This is a genomic window from Shinella pollutisoli (assembly GCF_024609765.1).
GTDB classification, from domain to species: domain Bacteria; phylum Pseudomonadota; class Alphaproteobacteria; order Rhizobiales; family Rhizobiaceae; genus Shinella; species Shinella pollutisoli.
In genome coordinates this window covers 69,865-85,872 of record NZ_JANFDG010000014.1, presented here as the reverse complement: position 1 = coordinate 85,872, position 16,008 = coordinate 69,865, and the positions used below count along the sequence as shown (strand labels likewise).

Here is a 16,008-nt window from a genome sequence, read left to right as displayed (position 1 = left end):
ATGCGGGCTTTGCCGCCCTCTTGCGCCTCAATAGAGAGGTTCGTCGTAGACCGGCTCGCCGCGCAGCAGGATGCGGGCGATCTGCGGCGTGCCGGCGGGCGAGACGCGGGCCTCGACCTCCAGCTCCTGCTGGTTGCGCGCCTCCTCCAGCACCCTGCCCTCGCCTTCCGGCACGTAGTAGCGCTCGATGCCGTAGGAGACGAAGATCGTCTCCGGCAGCGCGCCCTCGAAGCCCGGGTAGTACTGGAACGGCAGCGTCCGCAGGACGACGCTGCCCTCCTGCGGCTGCAGCGTGCCGAAGCTCGCCTCGCTCGCCGTCCAGAGGCCGTCCGGCCCCGGCTTCAGCCGCACCGCCATGCGCACGCGCTCGCCCTGCCCCGGCGCCGCGCCGGCGACGATCGCGCCCGGGATCGCGGAGATCGGATAGGAAAGCGTGACGTAGTCGCCGCGCAGGAGGTCGCGCGGGTCGACCGGCATCGTCTTCAGGCGGATGTCGGCGCCGCTGCGCAGGATCGAGGCGCGGCTTTCCACCATGTAGCCGATCACCGCCGTCTGCAGCACGGCGACGAGGATGGCGGCGAGAAGCGGCGGGATGCGCAGCAAGGTCCTGGCCATGGTCATGCTCCCTCCCCGGCGTTGCGTGCGGAAAACCGTCGCTCCAGCGCGATCACGGCCCAGGCGATCAGCGCGACGACGAGGCCGGAGACGAGGAAGAAGCCGGAGGTGCCGAGGATCGAGCCGATCGTCTCGGAGGCGAGATAGAGCGTCTCGGCGGCGAAGGCGAGATAGCCGAGGTAGCGCACCGCGCCGTTCTCGCGGCCGGAGAGCGCGATGCCGCCGATCGCCGCGGCGAGCGTGACGACGCCGAGCAAAAGCCGGCCGCCGGCATCGTCGTATTCGGCGTGCAGCAGGAGGAGGCCGAGCAGCAGGACGAGATAGGAATAGAAGGCGGGCGCCGCACCCGCGCTCCGCGCGAGCGCCCGGAGCGGCGACTGCGGCAGGGCGGCGAGCAGGTAGCCGGCGGCCCCGGCGGCGGCGATCGCGACGGCCGTCGCCGGACGCTCGTATTCGCCGTAGAGGAGGCCGAGCCAGGCGACGAGCAGCAGGTAGGCGAGATGGCGGGTGCGCTCGGCCCCCGTATAGCGCACGAGCAGGACGACGACGAGCGCCATCGCCGGCATCAGCCAGACGAGCAGGGCCTCGTCGGTGCCGGACTGGGTCCATTCGTTGCCGGCGACGGCGAAGGCGAGGAAGGCGGCGATCGTCGTCACGGCGCCGGAGCGGAAGAGCAGGGCCGCCGCCACGGCGCCGGCGAACCACACCAGCATGGCCTGCGTGGCGTCGCCCGAAAGATGGTACATCTGCCCGACGAGCGCGATGGCGCCGCCGAAGGCGAGCGTGCCGATCACCAGGAAGGCCGCCGCCAGCCGCCCCGCCCCGCGCGCCAGGAGCAGGCCGCCGGCGAGATAGGCGCCCCAGATCAGCCCGACGATGCCGACGAGCCGGGCAAGGCGCGGGATCGCCTCCCAGTTCGACGCGACGAGCAGGAGGATCGCGGCGGAGACGAGAAGTGCCGCGATGATCATCAGCACGCGCCCGACGCTGAAGGCGCTTTCGCGCGAATCGTATTCCTTCAGGAGGCGCGCGGCCGTCGGCGCGTCGAGAAGCCCCGCCGCCGTCCAGTGCCTCAGGTCCCGCTCCAGCCGTCCCCTGTACATCCGCGCCGCTCCGTTCCTTGCCGCCGTCGCGCGAACGAATCCGCGCCTGCCGGATTGAGACGATACAGGGCCGGCGGAAATTCGCCAGCCGGCGAAAATCGCCAACGACGCGGAGCTTAACGGGAAATAAAGAAATCCATGTCATTTTTGACGCAATGCAGCAGGCTGGACGCGACGAGCGGCGCATGCATGGGACGCATACCTTCCATGCTTTTATTGCACTGCACAAAAGCGGCCTTCCGGCCTATATTGCAAGCATCGGATCGGGATTGATCCGGCTCGAACGTCCCGGCGCAGCGTATCGGTTCAGCGACAGGACGAACGACAAGGCGGAATTGGTCGAACGCCCGGCATGATGCCGCAAGACCCGGTCGCCGCAAGGAGATCGACGGAATTCGGAGCGGCGTACTCCTCCTCCCAACGCCGTTCCGATACGATTGGCAACACTCCTCCTCCCGGTTGCCAATCATCTTTAGTGACGCCCGCCGGATCTCCTCCCCCGGCGGGCGTCATTGTTTTCCGCATGGCGGATTCGGAAAGCGCCGCCGGTTTCCCCGCTTCCGCCGCCCTATCCGTCAGGGCAAGCCTATTCCTTGGGCATCCCTGCGGAGTCGGCGGGACGACATATGCAATATCCGCATGCTTGCCATGCCGCCCGTCCCCTACCGCCCCGCCGCTCATCCCCCTATATGGAGCGCATCGGTCGGGCGACGATCTCCTCCTCCCCACGTCCCCGACCAGGTCGGCGATCGCTTCTCCTCCCGGACCGCCGATCGAGACCAGCGACGCACGCCGGACCTCCTCCCCCGGCGGGCGTCGCTTTTTCGTCCGGCAACGCCTTCGCCGCCAGCACGACGGCTTTATGGCGACCTGCCCGCAAATTCGCCAGGATTTTGCCGAAATTTCCGCTTGACATGCACAAAACGCATAGTCGCCATACGGCAATATCGCTGTAATTTTTCGCAGCGCAGCATATATTGTCACCATGAAATCGAGGGGCGGCGCCGCGCAGCGGCCGCCGACCGCCACAGCAGGAAAGGGGTATGAACATGAACCTGGCTCGCTCTTTCAACAACTGGCGCAAGTACCGCCAGACCGTCAACGAACTCGGCCGCATGTCGGACCGCGAACTCAACGACCTCGGCATCGGCCGCAGCGACATTCCCTACGTCGCCCGCAACGCCGTCAAGTAAGCCGAACGGCCCTTCCGGGTCTTTCCCAAACGCCTTCCGGGTCTCCCGGGAGGCGTTTCTTTTTGCGCGGCCGGGACCGATTTATGTTGCATCGCATGGCCGCCGCCGCGGCCCTGGCGGGCATCGCGCCGCTCCGCGGCCAAGTTCCTGGCAAAAGGCGCTTTTTTGTCCTTTCGTGCGCTGTCGCGGGCATCTGCCCGTTCCTTGATCGCGGTCATGCACAAATGCATGGCAGATGCATCTTCTTTGCACTGCAACATGAAGAGGGTTTCGTGTAGACAGATATCAACAGCCGGGGCGAGGACGCCACGGACGAGATCATCGAGGAGAGTATGTCATGAACCCCATCCGCATCGCCAAGAACTGGATCAGCTACCGCCGCACCCTGAACGAACTCGGCAACCTGTCGAACCACACGCTCTCGGACATCGGCCTGACCCGCTACGACATCCGCGACATCGCTGCCCGTTCCTTCCGCTAAGCAGACCGGATTTCCGACGCTGCGGCCGGAAACGGCAATGCGCGAGGAACGCTTCAAACGGCACCATCCGGTGCCGTTTTTGATTCGCGGCGATGGAAAGCCGCAAGGCGCCGTGCTAACGAACCGGCCATGACGAAGACCTCCTTCCCCTCTCCCATCCATGTCGTCGGCGGCGGGCTCGCGGGCTCGGAAGCCGCCTGGCAGATCGCCGAAAGCGGCCTGCCCGTCGTCCTGCACGAGATGCGCGGCGTGCGCGGCACGGATGCCCACAAGACGGACGGCCTTGCCGAGCTCGTCTGCTCCAACTCCTTCCGCTCCGACGACGCGACCAGCAACGCCGTCGGCGTGCTGCATGCGGAGATGCGGCTCGCCGGCTCGCTGATCATGCGGGCGGCGGATGCCAACCAGGTGCCGGCCGGCGGTGCGCTCGCCGTCGACCGCGAGGGCTTTTCCGCCGCCGTCACCGCGGCGATCGCGGCCCATCCGCTGATCGCGGTCGTGCGCGAGGAAGTGACCGGCCTGCCGCCGGACGACTGGGACCAGGCGATCGTCGCCACCGGCCCGCTGACCGCCCCGTCGCTCGCCGCCGCCATCCAGGCGCGCACGGGCGCCGACCAGCTCGCCTTCTTCGACGCGATCGCGCCCATCGTCCACACCCACAGCATCGACATGGATATCTGCTGGTACCAGTCGCGCTACGACAAGGTCGGGCCGGGCGGCACGGGCAAGGACTACATCAACTGCCCGATGGACGAGGCCGCGTACAACGCCTTCATCGACGCGCTCGTCGCCGGCGACACGACCGGCTTCAAGGAATGGGAAGGCACGCCCTATTTCGACGGCTGCCTGCCGATCGAGGTGATGGCCGAGCGCGGCCGCGAGACGCTGCGCCACGGGCCGATGAAGCCGATGGGCCTCACCAACGCGCACAACCCGTCGGTCAAGCCCTATGCCGTCGTGCAGCTCCGCCAGGACAATGCGCTCGGCACGCTCTACAACATGGTCGGCTTCCAGACGAAGCTGAAATACGGCGCGCAGGCGGAGATCTTCCGCCTCATCCCGGGCCTGGAGAACGCCGAATTCGCCCGGCTCGGCGGCCTGCACCGCAACACCTACATCAATTCGCCGGTGCTGCTCGACCGGTCGCTGACGCTGAAGGGCCGGCCGGGCCTGCGCTTCGCCGGCCAGATCACCGGCTGCGAGGGCTATGTCGAAAGCGCCAGCATCGGCCTGCTCGCCGGCCGCTTCGCCGCCGCCGAGCGGCGCGGAGAGACGCCGTCGCTGCCGCCGGAGACCACCGCCTTCGGCGCGCTGCTCGGCCACATCACCGGCGGCCACATCGTTTCCGACGACGAGCCGGGCAAGCGCTCCTTCCAGCCGATGAACGTCAATTTCGGCCTGTTCCCGCCGCTGGAGCCGGGCGCGCTCGTCCGGCCCGAAGGCCTGAAGCGCTTCCGCGGCAAGGACAAGGCGCTCGCCAAGAAGCAGGCGACGGCCGCGCGCGCGCTTGCCGACTGCGCCCGCTGGCTCGGCCTCTGAGGTCTGCTAGGACGCCCCGCCGTTCGCCCGCGGCTCGCCGCCCGCGCTCCTCGGCAGGAAGCTGCCGAGCAGCCAGAGCGAGACCTCCGCGGCATCGCCCTCGCTGCGGAAGGTGAAGGTGCCGCCCTCGAAGGCGTCGTTGGCGAAGGCGATGGCGAGCCGCGCGTTGCCGCGGCTTTCCACGCGCACCGTGCCGGGCTCGATCAGGTGGCAGGCGAAATGATGGCCGTGCGCGTGCATGCAGCCCGCCTTGCCGTCGTGCAGCCTGAGGAAGACCGTGCGCCCGTCCGCCGTGGCGATCACCTGGCGGATGGCCTCGTCGGGAAAGGCGCGGCCGAACTCCAGGATGGCAAGCCCGGTGTCCTCGGCGGCGTCCGCCTTCTCGTCACGGCGGAAGCTCTGGCGGAAGATCAGGCCGGCGAGCAGCAGGCAGAGGGCGGTGATGGTCCAGAGCATTGCGCGAATCTCTCCACGGGCGACGTCCGAACGGCTCTAGCCCACTAGGCTTGCGCCAGTTTTGCGTGGCGTCAGAAGCGGCCGCGCCGGAGCGCCCGCCACATCCACCATTGCCGGCGCCACTGCGGCGGCAGCAGGGGCCGGTCGAGTGCGTCCGCACCGGCCTTCTCGGCACGCTTCAGCACCGGCTCGACGAGCGAGACCGGCAGGAAGGCCGGCAGGTTGTCGGGCGAGACGCCGCCCGCCGCGCGCGCCCTGGCGAGGTGCTCGCGGCCGAGCCCGGCGAAGGCCTCGACGGCGCGGGCGGCCGCCGCGCGGTCGCTGCCGGCAAGCAGCGCCTCGGAAGACAGCCCCGTCGCCGAGAGCAGGTCGGCGGGCAGGTAGACCTGGCCGCGCCGGCGGTGGATCGGCAGCAGCATCAGCACGCCGGCCACGGTCTGCGCCACGCCGGCATGGCCCGCGGCCGCCGCCGATTGCGGCGCATGGCCGGGATCGAGCACGAGGCTTGCAAGCTGGATCAGCGCGGAGGCCGTCTCGCCGGCATAGCCTTCCAGCGCGGTGCGGCTTTCCATCGGGTCGTCGTAGAGATCGAAGATGCGCGCCTCGATCATGTCCGTCAGCACGGCGACGGGCAGCCGGTGCGTCTCGACGCAGGCGAGAAGGGCGGCGGCGAGCGGATGGGCCATCGCCTCGCTGCGGCGCCCGCCTTCCAGCACCTCGCGCCACCATTGCAGGCGGATTTCGCCGGGCAGCGCCTCGTGCACGAGGTCGCGGACCCGGGCGATCTCGGCGTGGAAGGCGTAGAGCGCGGCGAGGCTCCCGCGCCTGTCCGCCGGCGAGAGCAGACAGGCGAGATAGCGGTCGCGATCGGTCTCGCGCAGCACCGCCAGGCAGTGCGTCTCGTGGGCATCCGTGTCGTCGCTCACCGTGCCGGCCCGCCTTCCCTCTCACACGGCGATGAGGGCGGCGGCGACCGCCCTGTTCTCGGCGAGCATGACGTTGAATGTGCGCACGGCAGCGCCCGTGCTCATCGGGTCCGAGCTCACCCGCCGTGCGCGCAGCGCCGTGCGGATCTCGGCGGACAGCGGGCGGATCTCCGTTCCCGTCCCGACCAGCAGCACCTCGATCTCCTCGGCCTCGGCGAGCACGCGCGAAAGATCGGAAAGCGAGAGCGGCGTGCCCTCCTGCTTGTCCCATCCGTGGATGCCGGAGGGCAGGCAGAGGATGGAGCCGCGATGCGACATGTCGGCGAATCGGAAGCCGCCGTTGCCGTAGGCGTCGATCGGCGCGCGCCCCGGAAAGTGCGCCTCGCGCATTTCTATGCCGTTAGCCATGCGCCTCGGATGCCTCCGTCTTGCCCTTGCCCGGGCGGTAGCGCTCCGGCCTGAGCCGGAACAGGATGAGGATCGGTCCGGCAATGTAGATAGAGGAGATCGTGCCGATCGCCACCCCGAAGAGCAGCGTCAGCGCGAAGGTGCGGATCGCCTCGCCGCCGAATGCGGCGAGTGCCGCGAGCGCGATCAGCGTCGTCGCCGAGGTCAGCACCGTGCGCGACAGCGTGCGGTTGATCGCGTCGTCGATCAGGATCGGCAGCGGCATCCGGCGGAACTGCCGGAGGTTCTCGCGGATACGGTCGTAGACCACCATCGTGTCGTTCAGCGAGTAGCCGGCGATGGTGAGCAGGGCCGCGACCGCGGCGATGTTGAATTCGATCTTCGCCACGGCGAGGAAGCCCAGCGTGAAGAAGACGTCGTGCGCGAGCGCGATGACCGCGCCGATGGCGAAATGCCACTCGAAGCGTATCCAGATATAGGCGACGAGCGCCACGAGGCCGAACAGGAGCCCGAGCGTCGCCGAATGGATCAGCTCGCCGGAGATCGCCGGGCCGACCACCTCGACCCGCCGCAGGTCGTATTCCGCCTCCAGCTCGCCGCGGGCGACGAGCACCGCCGTCTGCTCGGCATTCTCGCCCTGGTCCTGGGCGGCGAGGCGCACCAGCGCGCGCGAGGCGTTGCCGTGGCGGGCGACATCGAGCACGTCGAGGCCGGCCTCGGTCAGCTGCGCCTCGATGCCCGCGCGATCCGCCCGGCCGCTCTTCGCCTGCACTTCCAGCGCCGCGCCGCCGGTGAAATCGATGCCGAGCTTCAGCTTGCCCGAGACGAGCAGGCCGGCGATCGCCAGCGAGAAGACGGCGGTCAGCAGGAAGACGACGTTGCGGGCGGCCATGAAGCGCAGGTTCAGCCGGTCGAAGACGGCGGTGTGCACGCCCTTCGGCATGTGGCGCGCCGTGCTCTCGCCGAGCCAGCGGCGCACCATCGCCTGCGTCGGCCCGAAGGTCGAGAACAGCGTCGCGACGAGGCCGATGCCGACGGCGAGCGCGAAGGCGCGCACGGGCGCGGCCGACAGGAGGAGCAGCACGGCGACGGCGATCAGCATCGTCGCCGAGGCGTCGAAGACGGTGGCGCGCGCGCGGGCGAAGCCGACGTCGACCGCCTCGCCGAGCGTGCGGCCCTCCTTCACCTCCTCGCGGATGCGCTCGAAGACCAGCACGCTCGCATCCACCGCCACGCCGACCGTCAGCACGACGCCGGCGATCATCGACAGCGACACCGGCGCGCCGACGAGCGCCAGCACCGCGAAGGTGACGACGACGTTGAAGACGAGCGACAGCGCCACGATGATCCCGAGCAGGCCATAGAACAGCGTGATGAAGGCGACGACGGCGACGACGGCGGCCACGACCGCGCCGATCACCGCGCCCTTCGAGGCCGTGCCGAGCACCGGCTCGATCGAACGCTCCTCGATGATCGTCAGCGGCGCGGGGAGCGGCCCGCTCGCCACGAGGCGGGCGAGGTTGCCCGCTCCCTCGGCGTCGAAATCGCCGGCGATGGATCCCGCGCCGTCGCTGACGACGCGCTGGATGTCGGTGATCGAGATGATCTGGTCGTCGAGGACGATGGCGATCGCCCGGCCGGTGTTGCCGCGGGTGAAGGCGGCAAGGCGCGCGGTCGCCTCCGGCGTCAGGCGGAAGTCGACGCGCGGCTCGTCGTTGGCGGCGGGTTCCGCCGCGGCGACGTCCGCCACGGTGAAGAGCGCCTCGCGGCGCAGGAGATAGCCGACGGGGGGCTCGCCGGCCGTATAGAGGATCTCGCTGCCCTCGGGTGCGCCGTCCTCGATCGCCGTGTTGACCGGGACGCTGGTGTCGACGAGGCGGGCGGAGAGCCGGCCGGGCTGGGCGAGAAGGTCCTTGACGCGCTGCGGATCGCTGAGGCCGGGCATGGAGACCGAGATGCGGCCGCTGTCGTCGCGCTCGACGCGGAGGTTCGCGATGGCGAGGCTCGCGAGCCGCCGGCGCACCGCATCGACGGAAAGCGCGGCGGCCTCGACGACGGCGAGGTCGGTGGCGGCGTCCGGCAGCACGATGCGCAGGCGCGCGCCCTCCGCCTCCGTGACGGCGCCGAGGCCGGTCGCGGAGAGCGCCTCGCGGGCGGCCGCCATGCCGTCGGCCGCCGTGACGGCGACCTCGACGGCGGTGCCCGAGCCGCTGAGGTCGGCATAGGGGATGCGGGCGGCCCGCAGCGCCGCCGCGACGGTCTCGACGGCGGCGCGCAGGCGCTCGGCCTCCACCTCGCTGCGCGAGACGTCGAGCGTGAGGCGCGATCCGCCGGTGAGATCGAGGCCCGGCACGAGCCGGTGCGCGCCGATCCAGGCCGGCAGGCCGGCGGCGACGGAGGCCGGCAGCAGGCTCGGCAGGACCGCAAGAAGGCTCGCCGCAAGGACGAGCCAGATCAGGACGGTTTTCCAGCGGGCGGATCGTTGCATCGCGGTCTCGTCTAGAGCTCCTGCGCAATTCCGCTACACAGTTCTGCTGGAATTGCCCTGAAAAACCAGTCGCGCCGCCAGGCCGGAACCCCGGCCGGGCGGCAGGCGGAGCGTCACTCCTTGACGGGCTCGCCCTTGACGCGGACCTCGCTAACGCCGCCGCGCACCACGCGCACGCGGGTGCCCTCGGCGATCTCCACTTCCAGCTCGCTGTCGTCGACGACCTTCGTCACCTTGCCGACGATGCCGGAGACGACGACCTGATCGCCGCGGCGGATGTTCTTCAGAAGCTCTTCGCGGCGCTTCATGGCGGCGCGCTGCGGGCGGATGATGAGGAAATACATCACCACGAAGATCAGCAGGAACGGCAGGATCGACATCAGAATGTCGGCGCCGCCCGCTGCCCCGCCGGGTGCGGCCGTCTGCGCGAAAGCCTCGGTTATGAACATCGTCTACTCCTTGACGTCTTGGATCTTTCGGTCCCCGAGGGGTCCATTCGGTTGCCGGAATATAGGCAAGCAGGGGCCGAATGCAACACGCGCGACGGCGGCATCCCGGTTTTTCGGGCGCTTTACCCTTTTCGCTCCGTGCCGCCCATGCTACCCGGCGGAAGCGCATGAGGAGAAGAACCGTGCAGGAAGACCACGTCAAGCTGTTGCTCGCCGAAATCGCCCGCCTGAATGCCGCCGTCGAGCGCATCGCCGGCCCCGCCCCCGCCGTCAACGACTGGGATGCGGCGGACTGCTTCGTCTGGGCGCCCGCCCGCCAGCACCTCCAGCCGGTCCGCCGGCCGAACCGCATCGACATCGGCCTCATCCGCGGCGTCGACCACGTGCGCGACATCCTCGTCGACAACACGGTGCGCTTCGCGCGCGGACTGCCGGCCAACAACGTGCTTCTGTGGGGCGCGCGCGGCATGGGCAAATCGTCGCTGGTGAAATCCGTGCACCAGCTCGCCGCGCGCGAGACGGGAAGCGACCTGAAGCTGGTCGAGGTGCACCGCGAGGACATCGCCACGCTGCCGGTGTTGATGGAGATCCTCAAGGAAGCGCCCTTCCCGGTCATCGTCTTCTGCGACGACCTCTCCTTCGACCACGACGACACGTCCTACAAGTCGCTGAAGGCGGCGCTCGACGGCGGCGTCGAGGGCCGGCCGGACAACGTGCTGCTCTACGCCACCTCCAACCGCCGCCACCTCCTGCCGCGCGACATGATGGAGAACGAGCAGTCGACCGCGATCAACCCGTCGGAGGCGGTCGAGGAGAAGGTCTCGCTGTCCGACCGCTTCGGCCTCTGGCTCGGCTTCTACAAGTGCAGCCAGAAGGACTATCTGGAGATGATCGACGGCTATGCGCGCCATTTCGGGCTGGGCATGCCGGAGGAACAGCTTCACGCCGAGGCGCTGGAATGGGCGACGACCCGCGGCTCGCGCTCCGGCCGCGTCGCCTGGCAGTTCATCCAGGACCTCGCCGGCCGGCTCGGCAAGCCGCTGGTGAAATGACAAAGGCCCCGGTTTGCCGGGGCCCGTCAAAAGGATGGCGTTGTCGCCCGCCTATTCCAGGAAGGTCATCGGGTTGACCGGGGTGGCGTTCTTGCGCACCTCGAAGTGGACCTTCGGCCGCGTCGCGTTGCCGCTCATGCCGGAGGTGGCGACGGTCTGGCCGCGCTGCACCTTCTGGCCACGCTGGACGTTGAGCTCGCCGGCATGGCCGTAGACGGTGACGGTGCCGTCGTCGTGGCGCACGAGCACCGCGTTGCCGAGCTCCTTCAGGCTGCTGCCCGAATAGATGACGACGCCGTTCTCAGCCGCCTTGATCGGCGTGCCCTCGGGCACGGAGATGTCGATGCCGTCGTTGCGGTTGCCCTCGACATTGGCGCCGTAGCCGGCGATGACCGCGCCGCGCACGGGCCAGCGGTACTTGCCGATGCCGGTCGATTCGGGCGCCTCGTCGGTGACGTCGGATTTCGCCGTCGCCTCGGAGACCGAGACGGTCCTGACGGGCGCCTTGTAGCTTTCGGGCTTCTTCTCGTCGGCGTCCTTCTGCGTGGCGCGGGCGGGGACGGAGGCGGTCACGGTCCGGTCGGCCGTGCCCTCGACGCCGCCGCCGGCGGGGATCGTCAGCTTCTGGCCGATGCGGATGGAGGCGGTCTCCAGCCCGTTCGCCTTCTTGAGCGCGTCGACCGACACGCCGGTCTTGCCGGCGATGCGGGCGAGCGAATCGCCCGGCTGCACCTCGTAGAGCGGACCGTCGGCCTTCTTCTTGCCCTCGCCGGCGTCGGCGACGTTCGAGGCGCTGCCGCCGTTCTCGGCCTTCGCCTTGTCGCGGCTCGAGGAGCCGGGCAGGATGGCGACCTTGTCCTCGGACTTGCGCTCGGGGACGGGAAGCTTTCCGTCGGCCGTGATCGTGCTGTCGGTCGAGGCCTTGGCGACGCTGCCGGTGGTCGAGAAGGTCGGGATGACGATCTTCTGGCCGGGCTCGGCGTCGGAGGCGCGCTTCAGGCCGTTGGCGGCGAGGATCTCCTTCTCCGGCACGCCGTAGCGGTTGGCGAGCGTCTTCACGCTCTCGCCCTGGCGCAGCATGACGACCGGCGCGTTGTTGGTGGACCAGCCGCCCTTCGACTTGCCGACCGTTCCGGTGACGAGCTGGTCGGCGCCGGATTCGGCGCCCGCCCTGCGCTCGGGCAGCGGCTGCGCAAGGGCGGTCTCGCGCTCGCCGAGCCCGCCCGACTGCGTCGGATCGCCGAGGTCACCCCGCTGCACGCGCATCGGCGTGGTGGCGAGCCGCGTGCCGGAGCCGCCATTGGCGGCCGTGTCGATCGGATCGTGCGAGACCGCGCCCTCGCCGGGGAACGGCTGGTCGACCGCGCGTCCGGCCGTGGCGTAGCCGCCGCCGTTGCCGACGTCGCCGCGCGGAACCGGATCGCCGCCGAGGAGCGAGCGGCGCGGGATCGAATTGGTGGTGATGTTGTCGGAGCCGGAGAAGAGCCCGCCGAAGCGCGACACGTCCGAACTGCACCCGGTCGCCACGCTAGCCAGCAGAGCCGCCGCACACAGGCGGAGAGCCGTCCTACCAAAACCCGGCGATACACTCTTACGCATGACCCAACCCACTCGGTACGCTACTGATGTGGATCGATTAAAGCGCGTTAGAGTTACCGCCCGGTTAAGGGCGGGCTATCCGTGCGCGGTTTTTGGCGAATTGATAACCATGCAGCCCCGCCTGAGCGGGATCAGAAGCCGAGCGAGTACATGCTGGTGGCGCGCGATATCCGGGCGCCGACGCGCGCGGCGTTCTCGTAATCCTGCCGGCTCGGCTGGAAGACGGCGGAGACCGGGGTGGCGCGGCGCGCCGCTTCCGCGGCTTCCGGCGCGACCATGTCGGCCACCCGCTCGTTGTAGGCGATGGTGCGCAGCGCCGCCACGGCGTTCTCGCGCGTTCCCGCATAGCGCGGGCTGCGCTGGTCCTGCGGCGGCATGCTGTCGAAATATTCGATGTAGGCGCGATAATAGTTCTTCTCGTCGCCCTGGTCGAGATAGTGGCGGAAGGCGTCGTATTCCCGCCGCTCCAGCGCCTCGGTGTCGCGGTTGTTGCGCTCGGCCTCCGAGAGCGCCGGCAGCGCCGCCGTCTCCTCCTCGCGCACGCCGCTCAGCACCAGGAGCGCCTCGACGGAAAGCGAGACATGGGCGGAGGGATCGGAGCTGCCGCCGGCAAGATGCGCGGCGGTGTCGGCGTCCGCCGCTTCCTCCACGGCCTTCCCGGCGGCGCGCGTCGCCAGGTAGGCAAGGCTGTCGCTGGTGGAGCTGCTGGCGATCCTGTTCGAGACGTACATTCCCCTCTCCATCGGAACGGCCGGCCCGAAACCCTTGAGAACCGCCGCTCTGCGTGGAAAACACCCTGCTTCGCCTCCGGGCCTACGCCGCGAAGCTTGCGCGAGGCTTGCGTCGGTTAACGAAAGGTTAACGCGCTGGATTCCCGCGGAAAATCAGGCGGCGGGAATCGTCTCCCGCCCCGCGGGCGGGCGAATGCGGCCGGAAAAGGGAATCGGAGAGACTCAGATCGCCTGGGCGACGTGCGGGACGATCGGCAGATAGGGGACCGTGAACAGGTCCTCACGGTCGAAGCGGCTGCCGGTCTTGACGAGCTTCAGCATCCGGCATTCCGTCTCGCTCACCATGACGGGGGCGACGAGCATGCCGCCGGAGACGAGCTGTTCGGCGAAGAAGCGCGGCAGCGCGGGAAAGGCGGCGGTGACGAGGATGCGGTCGAAGGTCCCCTCGCCCGTCATCCCGTTCGAGCCGTCGACCTGGCGGACGACGACGTTGCGAAGCCCCGCCTTCTCGATCGCCTGCTGGGCGCCGGAGACGAGGGTGCGATAGCGGTCGATCGTCAGCACGCGCTCGGTGAGACGGCCCATGACGGCGGCGGTGAAGCCGCTGCCGGTGCCGACCTCCAGCACGCGCTGGCCGGACTTGAGGTTCAGGATGTAGAGGAGGCGCACGGCAAGGTCGATACCCTCCATGAAGGCGCCGCAGTCGAGCGGCAAGAGCCGGCTCGAATAGGCGTCGCCGGAAAACTGCGGCGGCACGAACAGCGTGCGCGGCGTCTGCTCGACGGCCGTCAGGAGCTCGAGATCGCTGATGCCCTCGCCCCGCAGGCGCAGCGCCAGCGCGGCAAAGCCCTCCTTCTCGATCACCCGTCCGGTCAATCGTCGCCCTCGCCGATCAGGACGCGCTTCACCCGGTCGAGCACGGTATAGTCCGTGAGATCGAGCTTCAGCGGCGTCACGGAAATGCGGTTGTTCTTCAGCGCGTGGATGTCCGTGCCGGCGCGGAAGTCGCCGTGCCGCTCGCCGAAACGCAGCCAGTAATAGGGAAAGCCGCGGCCGTCCTGGCGCTCGTCGATGGTCAGCCCGAAGTCGAGCTTGCCCTGGCCGGTCACCTCGATGCCCTGCAGCTCCGACGGCGAGCAGTTCGGGAAGTTGAGGTTGAAGAAGGTGCCGTCCGGCAGCTCCACGTCGATGAGCTGCTCGATGAGCTTTGGCGCGAAGCTCTCCACCACCTCCCACGGCACGGTGCGGCCGCCGGCATGGCTGAAGGCCTGGCTGAGCGCGATCGACTTGATGCCCTGCAGCGTGCCCTCGATGGCGCCGGCGATCGTGCCGGAATAGGTGACGTCGTCGGCCATGTTGGCGCCGGCATTGACGCCGGAGAGCACGAGGTCCGGCTTGACGTCCAGCACCTCGCGCACGCCCATGATGACGCAGTCGGTCGGCGTGCCGCGCAGCGCGAAATGCTTGTCGGCCACCTTGCGCAGCCGAAGCGGCTCGGAGAGCGTCAGCGAATGGGCAAGGCCGCTCTGGTCGGTCTCGGGCGCGACGATCCACACGTCGTCCGTCAGCGAGCGGGCGATCCGCTCGAGGATCGCCAGGCCCTCCGCATGGATGCCGTCGTCGTTGGTGAGGAGGATGCGCATCAGCCGGCCTTTCCGATCGTCTTCAAGCCGCCCATGTAGGGGGCGAGCGCGTCGGGCACGGTGACCGTGCCGTCGGCGTTGAGGTAGTTCTCCATGACGGCGATCAGCGCGCGGCCGACGGCCACGCCCGAGCCGTTCAGCGTGTGCACGAAGGTCGTCGCCTTGTCGTCCTTGCCGCGGTAGCGCGCGTTCATGCGCCGCGCCTGGAAGTCGCCGCAGACCGAGCAGGAGGAGATCTCGCGATAGGTGTCCTGCCCCGGCAGCCAGACCTCGATATCATAGGTTTTTCGTGCGCCAAAACCCATGTCGCCGGTGCAGAGCGTCACGACACGGTAGTGCAGGCCGAGGCGCTTCAGCACCTCCTCGGCGCAGGCCGTCATGCGCTCGTGCTCGGCGATCGAGCTCTCCGCATCGGTGATCGAGACGAGCTCGCACTTCATGAACTGGTGCTGGCGCAGCATGCCGCGCGTGTCGCGCCCCGCCGAGCCTGCCTCCGAGCGGAAGCAGGGCGTGAGTGCTACGAAGCGCAGCGGCAGCTTCTCCTGGTCGAGGATTTCTTCGCGCACGAGGTTGGTGAGCGAGACCTCCGCCGTCGGGATCAGCCAGCGGCCGTCGGTGGTGCGGAACAGGTCCTCGGAGAATTTCGGCAACTGTCCGGTACCGTACATTGCGTCGTCGCGCACGAGCAGCGGCGCGTGTACTTCCGTGTAGCCGTGCTCGCCCGTGTGCAGGTCGATCATGAACTGGCCGAGCGCGCGCTCCAGCCGCGCGAGCTGGCCCTTCAGCACCGTGAAGCGGCTGCCGGCGATCTTCGCCGCCGCCTCGAAATCCATCCAGCCGAGCGCCTCGCCGATCTCGTAGTGCTCCAGCGGCCTGTGGTTCCAGGCGGGCTTCTCGCCGACCCTGCGCGCCTCGACATTGTCCGCCTCGTCGCGGCCGAACGGCACGTCGTCGAGCGGGATGTTGGGGATGCGCGACAGCGCGTCGTTGAGCTCGGCGGTGACCTGGCGCTCCTCCTCTTCCGCCGCGGGGAGCAGGGTCTTGATCTCGGCGACCTCGGCCTTCAGCTTCTCGGCGAGCCCGAAATTCTTCGCCGCCATCGCCGCGCCGATCTCCCTGGAGGCGGCGTTGCGGCGCGACTGCATGTCCTGCGCCTTCTGGATGACGGCGCGGCGCCTCTCGTCGAGGTCGATCAGCGTTCCTGCGAGCGGGCCCGCGCCGCGCTTCTCCAGCGCGGCGTCGAGGGCGTCGGCGTTGTCGCGGATCCATTTGATGTCAAGCATTGTCGTTCCAGGCGTCGGGTTGTCGGGAGCCAGTCACGCCCG

16 protein-coding genes are annotated in these 16,008 nt (G+C 69.1%); 4 read left to right on the top strand and 12 right to left on the bottom strand.

Translation table 11 applies throughout. The annotated features are described in order from the left end of the window. Positions 1-27 precede the first annotated feature (27 nt). Positions 28-615 (bottom strand): GDYXXLXY domain-containing protein, encoded by a 588-nt coding sequence (locus NNZ72_RS13090; RefSeq protein WP_257315756.1) that lies wholly within the window; start codon positions 613-615, stop codon positions 28-30. A 2-nt stretch (positions 616-617) separates the two neighbouring features. Further along, positions 618-1,718, bottom strand: a complete 1,101-nt coding sequence (locus NNZ72_RS13085; RefSeq protein WP_257315755.1) for a DUF2157 domain-containing protein — start codon at positions 1,716-1,718, stop codon at positions 618-620. A gap of 1,049 nt (positions 1,719-2,767) precedes the next feature. Between NNZ72_RS13085 and NNZ72_RS13080 the strand changes: the two genes are divergently transcribed. From NNZ72_RS13080 to trmFO, 3 genes are all read left to right on the top strand, one after another. Further along, entirely contained in the window at positions 2,768-2,911 is a 144-nt protein-coding gene (locus NNZ72_RS13080) for a DUF1127 domain-containing protein (RefSeq protein WP_257315812.1), read from the top strand. Positions 2,912-3,248: 337 nt separating this feature from the next. After that, positions 3,249-3,392, top strand: coding sequence for a DUF1127 domain-containing protein (locus NNZ72_RS13070; protein WP_257315754.1), 144 nt, complete (start codon positions 3,249-3,251; stop codon positions 3,390-3,392). 129 nt (positions 3,393-3,521) lie between these two features. Further along, entirely contained in the window at positions 3,522-4,931 is a 1,410-nt protein-coding gene (gene trmFO, locus NNZ72_RS13065; RefSeq protein WP_257315753.1) for a methylenetetrahydrofolate--tRNA-(uracil(54)-C(5))-methyltransferase (FADH(2)-oxidizing) TrmFO, read from the top strand. Positions 4,932-4,937: 6 nt separating this feature from the next. Here trmFO and NNZ72_RS13060 read toward each other — a convergent pair whose 3' ends face one another. The 5 genes from NNZ72_RS13060 to yajC all read right to left on the bottom strand — a co-directional run bounded on the left by NNZ72_RS13060 (position 4,938) and on the right by yajC (position 9,658). Next, the gene (locus NNZ72_RS13060; RefSeq protein WP_257315752.1) at positions 4,938-5,387 is read right to left on the bottom strand and encodes a hypothetical protein; all 450 of its coding nucleotides are present in this window, start codon (positions 5,385-5,387) and stop codon (positions 4,938-4,940) included. A gap of 71 nt (positions 5,388-5,458) precedes the next feature. Next, complete coding sequence (locus NNZ72_RS13055) at positions 5,459-6,313, bottom strand: phytoene/squalene synthase family protein (protein WP_257315751.1); 855 nt, start codon at positions 6,311-6,313, stop codon at positions 5,459-5,461. A gap of 21 nt (positions 6,314-6,334) precedes the next feature. After that, the gene (locus tag NNZ72_RS13050) at positions 6,335-6,721 is read right to left on the bottom strand and encodes an Mth938-like domain-containing protein (protein WP_257315750.1); all 387 of its coding nucleotides are present in this window, start codon (positions 6,719-6,721) and stop codon (positions 6,335-6,337) included. Continuing rightward, complete coding sequence (gene secD, locus NNZ72_RS13045; RefSeq protein WP_257315749.1) at positions 6,714-9,209, bottom strand: protein translocase subunit SecD; 2,496 nt, start codon at positions 9,207-9,209, stop codon at positions 6,714-6,716. The genes NNZ72_RS13050 and secD overlap by 8 nt, the downstream gene beginning before the upstream one ends. A gap of 113 nt (positions 9,210-9,322) precedes the next feature. After that, positions 9,323-9,658, bottom strand: a complete 336-nt coding sequence (yajC, locus tag NNZ72_RS13040; RefSeq protein ID WP_257315748.1) for a preprotein translocase subunit YajC — start codon at positions 9,656-9,658, stop codon at positions 9,323-9,325. 167 nt (positions 9,659-9,825) lie between these two features. Here yajC and NNZ72_RS13035 point away from each other — a divergent pair, with 167 nt between their 5' ends. Further along, positions 9,826-10,710: an ATP-binding protein gene (locus tag NNZ72_RS13035; protein ID WP_371747754.1), complete on the top strand. Its 885-nt coding sequence runs from the start codon at positions 9,826-9,828 to the stop codon at positions 10,708-10,710. Between the two features lie 51 nt (positions 10,711-10,761). Here the strand turns inward: NNZ72_RS13035 and NNZ72_RS13030 are convergent, their stop codons facing one another. The 5 genes from NNZ72_RS13030 to serS form a co-directional block, all read right to left on the bottom strand. Further along, complete coding sequence (locus NNZ72_RS13030) at positions 10,762-12,309, bottom strand: peptidoglycan DD-metalloendopeptidase family protein (protein ID WP_257315746.1); 1,548 nt, start codon at positions 12,307-12,309, stop codon at positions 10,762-10,764. A gap of 131 nt (positions 12,310-12,440) precedes the next feature. After that, positions 12,441-13,040, bottom strand: a complete 600-nt coding sequence (locus NNZ72_RS13025; RefSeq protein WP_257315745.1) for a hypothetical protein — start codon at positions 13,038-13,040, stop codon at positions 12,441-12,443. A gap of 222 nt (positions 13,041-13,262) precedes the next feature. Beyond that, positions 13,263-13,916, bottom strand: coding sequence for a protein-L-isoaspartate(D-aspartate) O-methyltransferase (locus NNZ72_RS13020; protein ID WP_257315744.1), 654 nt, complete (start codon positions 13,914-13,916; stop codon positions 13,263-13,265). Then, on the bottom strand, positions 13,913-14,683 hold the full coding sequence (gene surE / locus NNZ72_RS13015; RefSeq protein WP_257315743.1) for a 5'/3'-nucleotidase SurE: 771 nt from the start codon (positions 14,681-14,683) through the stop codon (positions 13,913-13,915). The genes NNZ72_RS13020 and surE overlap by 4 nt, the downstream gene beginning before the upstream one ends. Further along, the gene (serS, locus tag NNZ72_RS13010) at positions 14,683-15,966 is read right to left on the bottom strand and encodes a serine--tRNA ligase (RefSeq protein ID WP_257315742.1); all 1,284 of its coding nucleotides are present in this window, start codon (positions 15,964-15,966) and stop codon (positions 14,683-14,685) included. Before serS ends, surE begins: the two co-directional genes overlap by 1 nt. Positions 15,967-16,008 lie beyond the last annotated feature (42 nt).